The organism is Vibrio sp. N418 (genome assembly GCF_000222565.1).
In the GTDB taxonomy this organism is placed as follows: Bacteria; Pseudomonadota; Gammaproteobacteria; order Enterobacterales; family Vibrionaceae; genus Vibrio; species Vibrio scophthalmi.
Genome location: NZ_AFWD01000051.1, coordinates 88214 through 99805, shown reverse-complemented (window position 1 = coordinate 99805; position 11592 = coordinate 88214). Strand labels below are relative to the sequence as shown.

Annotated in this window: 12 protein-coding genes; 7 read left to right on the top strand and 5 right to left on the bottom strand. The window is 44.0% G+C overall.

Annotated elements, in window-relative coordinates:
• Positions 1-45: 45 nt before the first annotated feature.
• Positions 46-345 carry a type VI secretion system PAAR protein gene (locus tag RH86_RS10490; protein ID WP_009386161.1) on the top strand — a complete coding sequence of 100 codons (300 nt, stop codon included), beginning with the start codon at positions 46-48 and terminating at the stop codon, positions 343-345.
• Here RH86_RS10490 and RH86_RS10485 read toward each other — a convergent pair.
• Both RH86_RS10485 and RH86_RS10480 read right to left on the bottom strand, forming a co-directional pair.
• On the bottom strand, positions 342-815 hold the full coding sequence (locus tag RH86_RS10485; RefSeq protein WP_009386160.1) for a hypothetical protein: 474 nt from the start codon (positions 813-815) through the stop codon (positions 342-344). The genes RH86_RS10490 and RH86_RS10485 overlap by 4 nt on opposite strands.
• Before the next feature lie 22 nt (positions 816-837).
• A complete protein-coding gene (locus RH86_RS10480) occupies positions 838-2178 on the bottom strand; it encodes an MATE family efflux transporter (protein WP_009386159.1) in 1341 nt (446 codons plus the stop codon).
• Positions 2179-2311: 133 nt separating this feature from the next.
• Here RH86_RS10480 and RH86_RS10475 point away from each other — a divergent pair, with 133 nt between their 5' ends.
• From RH86_RS10475 to RH86_RS10460, 4 genes are all read left to right on the top strand, one after another.
• A complete protein-coding gene (locus RH86_RS10475) occupies positions 2312-3253 on the top strand; it encodes a LysR family transcriptional regulator (RefSeq protein WP_005595815.1) in 942 nt (313 codons plus the stop codon).
• Positions 3254-3417: 164 nt separating this feature from the next.
• On the top strand, positions 3418-3777 hold the full coding sequence (locus RH86_RS10470) for a hypothetical protein (protein ID WP_009386158.1): 360 nt from the start codon (positions 3418-3420) through the stop codon (positions 3775-3777).
• A 296-nt stretch (positions 3778-4073) separates the two neighbouring features.
• A complete protein-coding gene (locus tag RH86_RS10465; RefSeq protein WP_009386157.1) occupies positions 4074-4634 on the top strand; it encodes a GNAT family N-acetyltransferase in 561 nt (186 codons plus the stop codon).
• Between the two features lie 107 nt (positions 4635-4741).
• Positions 4742-5356, top strand: a complete 615-nt coding sequence (locus RH86_RS10460) for a sugar O-acetyltransferase (protein WP_009386156.1) — start codon at positions 4742-4744, stop codon at positions 5354-5356.
• Positions 5357-5438: 82 nt separating this feature from the next.
• Here the strand turns inward: RH86_RS10460 and RH86_RS10455 are convergent, their stop codons facing one another.
• Complete coding sequence (locus RH86_RS10455) at positions 5439-7436, bottom strand: methyl-accepting chemotaxis protein (protein ID WP_009386155.1); 1998 nt, start codon at positions 7434-7436, stop codon at positions 5439-5441.
• Positions 7437-7830: 394 nt separating this feature from the next.
• On the opposite strand from RH86_RS10455, the gene phnR reads away from it, so the two are divergent.
• Positions 7831-8529, top strand: coding sequence for a phosphonate utilization transcriptional regulator PhnR (gene phnR, locus RH86_RS10450; RefSeq protein ID WP_009386154.1), 699 nt, complete (start codon positions 7831-7833; stop codon positions 8527-8529).
• 29 nt (positions 8530-8558) lie between these two features.
• On the opposite strand, the gene RH86_RS10445 is transcribed toward phnR, so the two are convergent.
• Both RH86_RS10445 and RH86_RS10440 read right to left on the bottom strand, forming a co-directional pair.
• Positions 8559-8960: a thiol-disulfide oxidoreductase DCC family protein gene (locus RH86_RS10445; protein ID WP_009386153.1), complete on the bottom strand. Its 402-nt coding sequence runs from the start codon at positions 8958-8960 to the stop codon at positions 8559-8561.
• 286 nt (positions 8961-9246) lie between these two features.
• The gene (locus RH86_RS10440) at positions 9247-9828 is read right to left on the bottom strand and encodes an HdeD family acid-resistance protein (RefSeq protein WP_005595804.1); all 582 of its coding nucleotides are present in this window, start codon (positions 9826-9828) and stop codon (positions 9247-9249) included.
• A gap of 464 nt (positions 9829-10292) precedes the next feature.
• On the opposite strand from RH86_RS10440, the gene RH86_RS10435 reads away from it, so the two are divergent.
• Positions 10293-11525: an NAD(P)/FAD-dependent oxidoreductase gene (locus tag RH86_RS10435; RefSeq protein WP_009386152.1), complete on the top strand. Its 1233-nt coding sequence runs from the start codon at positions 10293-10295 to the stop codon at positions 11523-11525.
• Positions 11526-11592 lie beyond the last annotated feature (67 nt).

The following is an 11592-nucleotide window of genomic DNA, read 5'->3' as shown; positions in this document are numbered from 1 at the left end:
ATACGAAATTAGATGCCTGAACGAAACAATTTTTAAGGACAAATAATGCCAAAAGCAGCACGTATCGGCGATATCGCCTCAACACATGGATGTTTTCCACCTACACCGATTATCGCCGGTAGTGGCGATGTCTTTATTAACGGCATCCCTGCCGCGCGTCTGGGTGATGCCGCCGCTCCACATGGTTGTCCTTGCCCCAAGACACCGCATGGATTTCATGGCCGCGCCATTTCAGCGGGCTCCGGCAGTGTTTTCATCAATGGTTTACCCGCAGCTCGAGTTGGTGATGCGATTGGTTGCGGCGGTACGGTCGCGACAGGATCACCGGATGTGACAATAGGCTAAATGGTTAAACGTGGCGGACTTATCTTAGTAAGATGAATACCTGCCAGAGCAAATCGCTCGTAAGGATCTTTACGCTCCGATTGATACCACGATGCAGGCATTGCTTGGCTGAGGCCTAATTGCTTCAGTTGCTGCTTCTCTTGTTTGGTTATGACCGCATAATTAAGTAGGCAGGATAGAATACGTTTGGCAGATTGTGGTGTTAACTCACCATCGCGTTGGTAGCGTTTAAGCTCTCCTATGATGGTCTCAAGGGGGACTAAAGGCTCTAGTTCAGCGTGTTTTACGGTGAATACGTTATTTGAACGGCAGCAGCAATCTCTTGCTTGCTGCCAATCGGGTTTGCCAGTTTTAGTCACATAGCCACGGCTAAAACAAAAATAGCTCAGCAGGAAGCGCTCCACCATCGGCCAGCGCTCAAATTGGATTTCGAGCCATAGATGCTCAAATTCAATGTCTGTATCTTTCATAGGAGATATCATAACAGAGCGATTACGATTCCGTCATGGGTTCGATAGGGCATTTTTCGTGGTGTCGAATCGCTAATATCAACTGCACCAGCAGCAGCACTCCTGTTACCGCAAGGCCTACACCAATACCTGCCCAAATCCCGGTAAGCTGATAAGGCTTGAGCAACAACCATGCAGCCGGTAAGCCGAATAACCAATAACCGACCGCAGTAATAATCGTAGGCCCAAGTACGATTTTCATTCCTCGTAACAGGTTAATTGCGAGCAATTGCCACGCATCGACCATGAATGAAAGCGCGACAACCCATAGTACTGAAGACAGTAGGACAGTTAAAGGTTCATCCAGATTGAATAGATGGGCGATAAATTCAGGCCAAAGTAAGAAACCGCCACACAATACGATGCTGATCAGCGTGGTTAAAGCAAAGCTGCGTAAAGCGATGTGTTTGATGGCTGAGTAGTTTTGTGCGCCATATTGTTGACCCACTAGAATCGCGGCTGCTTGAGCAAAACCAAAGTTGATGTTCCAAGTAAAACTCAAACATTGCAGCAAGATTTGATGTAGCGCGAGGGCTGCAACCCCAATAGTACCCGCCATCAGCGTCCCGCCATAAATGAGGCCGTGTTCTAACAGGGCCGCTAACGCAATGGGTAAACCCATCGCTAGCATTGGCTTTAATAGCGATAGGGAGTATTCATTAAGATTCTGCCACGGTGCAAAGTGAGCAAACTCATCACGTTTAAATACCCAACTTGCATAACCAATCATTACGAGGCTTGCGCTTAATGCCGTGCCAGCCCCAAGTCCTGATAGGCCAAAATCGAAAGTGAAAGCCAGCACATAACTCAACGGTACATTGAGTAAGATCGTTAACGACGACATCACCATGATTGAGCGCACACTGCCAAACGCACTCGTTAAGCCTCGTAACACCAAAAGTAGAAGCGAAGGCAGCATTGCCCATTTCAGAGCGTTAACGTATTGCATCGCCGGCTCAATCACCGCCTCAGGCTGTTGGGCAAAACGCAGCAACTCGGGTGCCCAAGTAAAGCTGGTAACAAGAATGACAGACAGGATGACCGCCAGCAAAACCGCGCCTTTGAGTGCTAAACGGATTTGTTGATTACCAAATTCAGGGCGAGCAACTCGTTGGCCGTAAGCGATGGCAACTAAGTTGGCGACACACCCGACAGTACTACTGGCGATAATGAATACAAATGAGTAGATAGAGGCCCCAAGCCCACCAGCGGCGAGTGCAGAAATGCTCATGCGTGACATCATCCAGACGTCAGTTAAAACCAAAGCCATAGAGATGAGCTGAGAGATGATTAGAGGGAATGCTAAAGCGAGAATTTTTCTCATCGTGTGCTCGTAGAATAAACGACAGGGTCGTCTGTTAATATTGATTATGTGACATATTTAACGTTTTATCTGCTTGGTCTTCAAATGAGATTTATGCCACTCTCATATGATCTGAAGTTATGTAAGTTAAGTGATGAAGTCTTATCCAAATTTGCCTTATAGCCATAACAGTCTGAAAGTGTTTGAATCTGTCGCCAGACGGCTGAGTTTTACACAAGCAGCGCAAGAGTTACACGTCACCCAAAGTGCCGTTAGTCGTCAAATAAAACAGCTAGAATTGGAACTCAATACCGCCTTAATTCGCCGTAAACATAGGTCTATTGAGTTAACCGAGCAGGGGAGAGAACTGTTTGAAGTATTGAGATCGAACTACCAAGAACTGCAAAGTTTACTTGAACAGTGGCAAACCCCAGTAAAGAAGCGCTTGGTGATCAAAAGTGCACTTAGTTTTGCTACCCGGGTATTAATCCCTAAAGTGGTCGAACTTAATGAGCGCTATCCAGAGCATGAAATAGTGATCATTCCTGCAATCGAAGAAGACCCCGATCTACGGCATGAGCAATGCGATATTCTGATTCTCAATACGCGTCAGCCTGAATTGTACCGAGGGAAACCTAGGGTTACATTTTTACGCGAAGAATTTATGGCACCTGTATATGCTGCGGGTGCCGAAACGACGAGGTTGGAGCTACCAGACGTGCTTGGTATGCCGAGGTTGCATGCCACGGAAGATCATTATGACTGGCAGGTATGGCTATCGAGTATCGAACAACGTGTTGCAACACCTGTCAGAAATACGTCATTTTTAAGTTTAGATTTGGCATTAAGTGCTTGCCTAGCAGGACAAGGCGCGACAGTGACGGATCTGATGTTGGTTTTGCCAGAACTTAAGCGCGGTTTTTTACATACACCGATTGATAGTCCTATCCGTCCAAGTGCTTGGCAGTATTTTGTCTATTGCCCGCACAATTCCGAGTTGGCCAGTGATTTGTGTTTATGGCTCCAGTCGCTTAATACACAGCAAGAACACAACCTACGTGAGTTGGCGAAACAATATCGATGGAACATTGACTAATCACTCACTTGCAATGCCATTCCATTGGAACAAACTCGGTGTTTCGTTGATTGATGAATAAAACAACTGACTAAGCGACAGGCTTCGTGCTATTTGTGTTCACGTCTGGTTTGGATTTGTTGAGCTGCAAAGCAAATCGGGGACATCGGGTGAAAGGGCAATTCATGACACAAGTGATAAATGAACAGGATCGGCGCAAAACCATCGTCATTTATGGTGATGGTAATTACGCCTCGAGTGTATTCTCAAACAAACTGCAGACCTATTTCGATGATAATCAGCAACCATATCGAGTGATTTTCGCCTCTAAGCAAGCGGGCGAGCAACTTGATTTTTGTTTACAGCGTAATATCTCGCTGGTTTTCTTAGCGCCTGATGCTCACGATGTTTATCGTTCAATGCTCGATAGATTTTGTTTCGTTGCTGTGCCGGTAGCCAAAATATCGGCTCGTCACTATGGTTCAATGAACTATGAAATGGTGGCTGAGCAAGCGCTTGAATATTTGCGTTATACCACTATCTAATTAGGATTATATTGGTAGATATATCATTAAAGAGCGTCGTGATTTCTTTTTGATTTCTCATTATAAATAATGAGAAGCAATTTCTTTTTTGTAGACCTAAAGTTTAATTATCAGGTTGGGTGATTTTTTACAGTTACGATTAAAATTTATGTGCCTGGTGTCCATTTCTTTAACAAAAAGAATGAAATAGATAAATTATTAGCCACTATCCTGATATAGTTATATCAAAGCAGTTTCATTTGAGAAGCTGCTTGCGCTATAGAGAGAAAGTTGTCACAACGATAGGCCAATGATTGATGCTTGAGACTAGAAGATTAGTACTTCGCCAATGGGAAGATGAGGATTATCCACATTTTGCACGTCTGTGTGCTGACCCTGAGGTGATGGAATTTTTTCCGAAAACACTCAGCCAACAAGAGAGCGAGCAATTGGCAGAGGCGTTGCGCGCCAAGATCGACAAGAACGGCTGGGGTTTTTGGGCGGTAGAGCTAAAAACAACGGGGCAGTTTATCGGCTTTGTTGGTATTAACCTTCAAGAAGGTGACAGCGGTATTCCTAGAGCGCCACTATTAGAAATTGGCTGGCGGATCGCAAAGGCACATTGGCATAAAGGCTATGCTACAGAAGCCGCTGAGCAAGCATTGAGATACGCTTTTTGTGTTTTGGGTGTGGATGAGGTGTTTGCCTTTACTGCTAACCTCAATACCCCGTCGCAAATGGTGATGAAGCGTTTGGGAATGATCAATACGCGTTTGGATTTCAAGCATCCAAAGATAGAAGAAGGCCATCCGTTACAAATGCATTGTCTATATAGAATTGAACCTAAACAGTTAGGTACGATGCCGGTGAAATTCTAGGCGGGTCAGTCATTCAAAGCTATCTATTCAAATAACCTATCGCATATCACTTGTACTATTAATTCTTAATTATCTTAGCATCAACATCTAAGGTCTAAAGGTATCGCATGAACACTCGTTATAAGATGCACAATCAACAGGTCTATATTTGCGCAGATGAGTCTTTGGTTAATGAGCAGCAGGCGTATCTCGAAATACTGTACGATTTTAATGCAACACGTCCGCGCGAAACCCAGAGACGAGAAGAATTGCTACACAGCTTGTTTGGTCAGGTCGGTAAAGATTGCTACATTGAGCCACCGTTACGTGCTAACTGGGGTAAGCATACAAAGGTTGGCGATCGTTTTTATGCCAATTTTAACCTCACTCTTGTCGATGATACGACGATAACGATTGGTCATCATGTCATGATTGGCCCCAATGTTACGCTAACAACAGCGGGTCACCCGATTGATCCAGCAATACGTCAGCAAGTTGCTCAGTTTAATATTCCCATTACGGTCGGCGATAATGTTTGGATTGGAGCGAATGTCGTGGTGCTCCCAGGGGTGACAATTGGTGAGAACAGTGTCATCGGTGCGGGAAGTGTTGTCACGAAAGATGTTCCCGCCAATGTGGTTGCAGTTGGCAATCCTTGCCGCGTACTAAGGGAAATTAGTGAGCGAGATCGAGAGTTTTATTACAAGCAATTAAAATTTAGCGACTGTGATTTTGCAGTATAGTGGCCTCATTATCTATTTCTGAATATTTAAGAGCACAGCTTGAAGTTGTGCTCTTTTTGTTGTGATGCTCCGCGGCTAATGATCAAGCCAATTTGAACTGGTTGAGTTGATCTTGTAGCCCCTTAGCTTCGGTTTTATATCCAACGACGACCTCGTTAAGGGCATCCGCTTGATTACTGGTTTGATGGGCAATCTCATTGAGAATATCGACATCTTTATCGATTGCTTCACATGCTTTAGATTGTTCAATGGTTGAATGGGCAATGGTACTGATGTGATCATTGACTTGTTCTATACCGGATTCAAGCGTCGCAATACTCTCGGTCACGTTTTTAACTGATTCAAAAGTATCGTCACTCGCTTGTTTACTCTTGGTCATATTTTCTACCGAGAATCGGGTTTTATCGGTAATTTTTGCTAATAGTTTACTGATATTCTCTGTCGCTTCTTGGCTGCGCTGAGCCAAATCTCTGACCTCTGAAGAAACAACCGCAAACCCTCTGCCATGATCACCTGCACGCGCCGCTTCAATGGCTGCATTCAGTGCCAATAAGTTGGTCTGCTCTGATACGCCGCTAATTGTCGCAACGATCTGGCTAATGCTTTGCGTATCGACCTCAAGTTCGGTTAGGCACTGCTCAGTAGCGTTGATTTGATCCATCAAACTTTGCACAGAATTAAACGATAGACGACTTTGTTGCTGGCACAGTTGCACTTGTTTATTCATTGAGTTGGTGTCGTCCATCGCACGCTCTGCTGAGTGCGCAATCTCAACGCTTGATTGTGCCAATTGAGTCATTGCCGTCGCGATGTTGTCACACTTAGCAATGGTCGAACGGCTGCTGTTATCTAACTCTAGTGAAGATTGCACAATGCTGTCTAAACGAGAGGCATTGTTGTCATTGGTTTTAGTCACTTCAAAGAGCAACTGTTTTAAGTTAGCAATCAGTTTATTGATGCTAGAAGCGATGGATGAGATTTCATCTTTGCCAGTATGGTTGAGAGTATAAGTGAGGTCGTGATTCTCAGACATTAGATTGAGATGTGCTTTCATACTGCCTACGCGAGCACGAAGACCTTGAACCAAGGCGATGACTAAACTTGCGATGATAATACTGACCAATAGAGTCGCACCGATAAGCAGGTTACGATTAAAAATAGATTGGTTATAAACTACGGTGGCATATTGCACCATATCGGTTTGAATCGCGTTACGTAATTGGTTAATAAGGCCAATGCGTTTGGTCGCCATAGGGAACCATTCGGTTGCACTTGGGCCTTGAATCGCATCTAACGAATTGGCTTGAGCAAGAAATTGCTCTTGGATCTGCTCTACAGATTGCCATGCTTGTTGTTGCTCAAGCTGAGTGAGTTGAGTGAGATAGGCTTCAGGCATAATGATTTTCGCACTGCGCAGCGCATAATCGCTCGATTGAATATAGTCTTTTATGCTGGTGTAAGTGACAGCATTGGTGCCACCCTTAGCGTACACGCCATTGAGAGCACCTCGTGCTTGGCCTGCTCTTTCCTTAATAATGACCATGGAAATAAGCGATTTACCTAAAGCACTTAATTCGTGACTTTGCGTTTCACTGATTAACAAATCAATGTTGTCGATAATCAATTGGTTTAGATGAGAATAGAAGCCAAATGGGGCAATGTCTGGTGCTAAGTTATCGACACCTTGACGGACGGCTTCAATACGAGAGAGTTGCTCTTGTACATCCTTCTGTAAGGCTGAATTCAAATCAGAATGGAATAATGAGGCTTTGTTTTGTTGCAATTCGGCCATCGCGATATTGACTGCTTTTCGCTGAGCTTTTAGGTTCTCAACGATCTCTGGATTGCCGTTACTACCCAATACCCCTGCGGTTAGTCCTCGCTCAAGTGCGAGGTTATGGGCGAGATCGTCATACTTAACCACCAAATTGACCAATTGCTCATCTTTGAGTGCAGAGCTTGATTGTTTATTGAGTTCAAAAATATCTTGTGTGGCAAGTGCAATAGCAATCGTTAATGGAATTCCAGCGACCCAACTCACGATGACATAAAGCGGAAATTGACGTAAAAAAGCAAACATTGCGATGATCTCCCGAGCAAGTTTATGCGTTCTTTTTATTATTAGTTTAGTTGTATATAAACCCATCAAATGGATTAACTTGTTAATTAATCTCTTATTTGTGATAGCGAGCATGTGGCAGTTTGTTAACACTCAGTTTAGCGTTCTGATGAGTCGGTTTCGGTGATAGGCCTGACAAACCATACAAAATAATGGAATAGAAATGTTAGAAAATGTGTTGGATGAATATCAGTAAAACGATGAAAATTGTTTCTTAGTGAACACACTCGCTAGTGTATCGAACCATCGATATACGGTAATATGCTTAGAGTGAATATCACCCCCAGTGAAGATATCAACGACAGCTTCGATATCGGAAATACTCTTTGGTGGGACAGACTGGAAAGGATACTTGGTGCAATACGTAAAAATTAAAGATTCGATTGTTGAGCAAATTGAATCCGGTATGCTTTCAGCGCGACAAAAATTACCGTCAGAGCGTAAACTGGCTGAATCGTTTGACACCACGCGTGTTACGTTAAGAGAAGCGTTGTCACTGCTTGAAGCAGAAGGGCGGATTTATCGCGAAGATCGTCGAGGCTGGTTTATTTCACCAGCACCGCTACGTTATGATCCGCAGCAATTAGTGAGTTTTTCTATGATGGCTGCGGCACAAAATCGAACGCCGAGTAGTTTATTACTCAACGCCAAAGCAATGCTTGCCAATAAAGAGTCCTCACAACTATTGGGGCTTGCACCGTTTTCCGATGTGTTCTGTATTAATCGAGTACGTTGTTTGGAGTCGCGACCTGTCGCCTATATCACTCACTATGTGCGCCCAGAGCGATTTCCTACTCTACTTGATCACGATTTAAGTGATTCTTTAACGGAAGTCTATCGTCATCATTACGCAACCCAATATGAACAAATTCGCTATCGAGTATCCGTTAGTATTTTAAGCGGCGAAGTCGCACAAGCTCTTCGCGCGACGGTGGGTACACCAGCAATGAAAATTGAGCGCACCCATTTCGATAAGCAAGGCCAAACCATTGATTGTCAAACTGAATATTGGCGTCATGACGTGATTAATATTGAATCGCACTTACAATTTTAACGGTAAGCTTTTATAGAGGACCTGAGAGGCTACAATTCACATTGTTTGCAGCGTGTTTGACCGGTCAGTAAATACGAAAGCTTGTAACGATATCGGGCAAATAACCAATAGCCACCTCTAGCGATACTGCGCAAGATTGGCCATCGCAAGATACGCAGTATCGGTTTCTTACCTGCGAGCTCCCATAAGTAAATATTGGCGTCTACTCCGAGTCTAAGTTGACCGCTTTGGTCGATGACATGCAATACTCTTAAACATTCAGACTGTTCCACAGTAGGGTAGTGCGCCATCATTATCTCATTCTGTACACACGCAAAGGTGACATTGTCACCTTTGTGTGTTTTCAAACTCGACATCTCTTTCACACACAGTGGGCATGAAGCATCATAGAAAATGGCGACTGCAGAGACTAGTTGCTTCAGATTGTGCATGTTAGTCCTCTTCCTAGTATGACGGTGAGCAGATCATCCTATTAGGTCTTCAATCGTTATTTAGCGGCTCATATCTGTGCTTTACCCTATATCTATTATCGATGTTATACGGAGGAGTAATGGAGTAGATCAAAAGAGATGTGTTCATCACAAGCCGTCACTGAATTAATTCATCGTGCAAACACATAGGCATAAAAAAGCCACAAAATGAGTATTTGTGGCTTTTGGAATAGGCAATGTAGTGTTACTTGAGTGTGTTTACTCGTTCAATTTAATCCTAATTGGTTTAAATCGTGTCTACTGCTTTACGCATTTGTAAACCAAGGAATATGAAGCTCACGCCTTCAAAAATAAGCGAAATACCGACAAAAATACCCAGTAGGGAGAGCGAGAATGCAGGATCGCTGAGCATAGAGAAGAAGTAACCGCCGATCAATAGTGAGATAAGTCCGCTTAAAATAATCCAGCTACTACCAGGTAATGAACGGTTTCGAAAACCGAAGATCATTCGAGTTGCTCCATTGAACATCATCACTACGACCATCAACATGGTCATTGTTACTAGCCCTGCGAGGGGTTGGAATAGAATAAATAAACCACCGATAATGTACAAGAGTGCACTGAGAACATACCAAGTTTTGTCTTTCCATCCTTGAATGCTAAAGGTGTGGTATGCCTGTACTAAACCGCTGAATAGGAAGATACCACCGACAATAGTTGTGATGGTGATACCTGCGGCAACAGGTAGACTTATGGCAGCGATACCTGCCAGTGAGACTAGCACTCCGACAATCGCAAACCATTTCCAGCCTTTTGATAGTAATGTCTGAGCTGTCATTTGAGAGTTAGCTTGTTGTGTTTCGCTCATCGTGAATTCCTTTACGTTATTTAATTCATCTGATGAATCCAATTTACGCCTCTTTCATCGCTCTACAACTGATTAATACACAACTATAAATTCCATTTTTGTCGGTTGTAGTGCTTAAACTGAGGCGAAACGGGCCTTCCGCAGAGTAAACCTAAACCGAGGATTACGATTTAGGGGAGCAATAGCGCAACCTATTGATTGCACATGGCTCTTTATTTTGTTTTCAAGTTTAGTTGAGGTTTGTTTAGTGTGCTGGATATTCAAGTTGAAATCATCTCGAAGATTGAATTGATTATTACAAATAGGTAATAGTCATTTGTGATTTGCCCAGATTATCAAAAAATTATTAACCAATATAATGTGCGCCATCAGTTGATGTGTGAGCTTTGCGTGCTACATGTCACAACAGAATTTTCACGGTATCTAGGGTGAACCTAGTGCTGTAAGCACAATTGGAGAGCACGATGTCTAGAATCGTAGTTGTTGGCGGCGGTGCCGCAGGTCTTGAACTCGTCACTCGCTTAGGCCGTAGTTTTGCGCGACGTCATAAGCATGAAGTCATTTTGGTTGAACCAGCAAGTCACCACTATTGGAAACCTCGTCTACATGAAATCGCGGCAGGAACATTTGACGATGAACTCGATGCTGTCAGCTATTTACAGCATGCATACTGCAATCAGTACCAATACCTTCAGGCGTCAATGAGTGGTCTAAATCGTAACAAGAAGCAGCTTGAAATACGTAATGTAGACGGTGACATTTCAACGCTTGATTACGACTATCTTGTTATCGCCGTTGGTGCAGTAAGCAATGATTTTAAAACCGAAGGGGTGAGCGAACACTGCTTGTTTTTAGATTCAGCAGAGCAAGCTCAACAAGCATGGGAGCAAATTAACCCATTGCTTCGCGCACAAGGCGAGCAACATATTTCAATCGTTGGTGCCGGTGCGACAGGTGTTGAACTGGCTGCAGAGCTTGCAAAAGTGAGCGAAAAGCTAGGTCGCTATCGTCATGATGCCAAACTTCGAATCACTCTAATCGAAGCATCTCAACGTGTTCTGCCAGCAGGGCCTGAATGCATGTCTGAGAAAGTGCAGCAGGCGCTGCTCAAGCATGGTGTGGAAGTAAGAACCAACACCCGAGTGAAACGAGCTGAACAAGGTAAATTGATCACCGATAGCGGTGAAGTGATTTCGGCGGATTTGCAATTATGGGCTGCGGGTATTAAATGTGCTCCTTGGCTTGCAGAGCTTGATGGCTTGGAAGTTAACCGATTGAATCAGTTAAAGGTTTACTCCACGCTTCGTACTACCCGTGACAATGCGGTATTTGTTATCGGGGATAGCGCTGAATGCCCTCAGCCGGATGGCAGCTTTGTTCCTCCTCGCGCACAAGCGGCGAATCAAGCAGCAATGCACTTAGCACGCCAATTTAAGCGCTTGCTTAAAGGTAAATCCATTAAGCCATTTGTGTTCCATGATGGTGGCATGGTGATTGCGGTCGGGCATGACTATGCCGTAGGTAGCCTAATGAACAATAAATTGGTGCTACGTGGTCGTTTGGTGCGCAACCTATACGACACGATTTTCCGTCTACACCAACGGATTTTATTTGGTTGGGGACGAGTCACCGCGCTGGTGGTGCTCAAGCGTGTTAAAGGCTCATTGAACCCATTTTATAAAAACAACATTTCATAAATTGACTCGATTGATCTGAGAAGTACTGCGGTGCTTCTCAGCTTTTCTTACGCTATTTGGCACGGCT

Coding starts and splice junctions, on each gene's coding strand:
- RH86_RS10490 (WP_009386161.1), top strand. CDS start 46: ATGCCAAAAGCAGCACGTATCGGCGATATCGCCTCAACACATGGATGT.
- RH86_RS10485 (WP_009386160.1), bottom strand. CDS start 815: ATGAAAGATACAGACATTGAATTTGAGCATCTATGGCTCGAAATCCAA.
- RH86_RS10480 (WP_009386159.1), bottom strand. CDS start 2,178: ATGAGAAAAATTCTCGCTTTAGCATTCCCTCTAATCATCTCTCAGCTC.
- RH86_RS10475 (WP_005595815.1), top strand. CDS start 2,312: ATGAAGTCTTATCCAAATTTGCCTTATAGCCATAACAGTCTGAAAGTG.
- RH86_RS10470 (WP_009386158.1), top strand. CDS start 3,418: ATGACACAAGTGATAAATGAACAGGATCGGCGCAAAACCATCGTCATT.
- RH86_RS10465 (WP_009386157.1), top strand. CDS start 4,074: ATGCTTGAGACTAGAAGATTAGTACTTCGCCAATGGGAAGATGAGGAT.
- RH86_RS10460 (WP_009386156.1), top strand. CDS start 4,742: ATGAACACTCGTTATAAGATGCACAATCAACAGGTCTATATTTGCGCA.
- RH86_RS10455 (WP_009386155.1), bottom strand. CDS start 7,436: ATGTTTGCTTTTTTACGTCAATTTCCGCTTTATGTCATCGTGAGTTGG.
- RH86_RS10445 (WP_009386153.1), bottom strand. CDS start 8,960: ATGCACAATCTGAAGCAACTAGTCTCTGCAGTCGCCATTTTCTATGAT.
- RH86_RS10440 (WP_005595804.1), bottom strand. CDS start 9,828: ATGAGCGAAACACAACAAGCTAACTCTCAAATGACAGCTCAGACATTA.
- RH86_RS10435 (WP_009386152.1), top strand. CDS start 10,293: ATGTCTAGAATCGTAGTTGTTGGCGGCGGTGCCGCAGGTCTTGAACTC.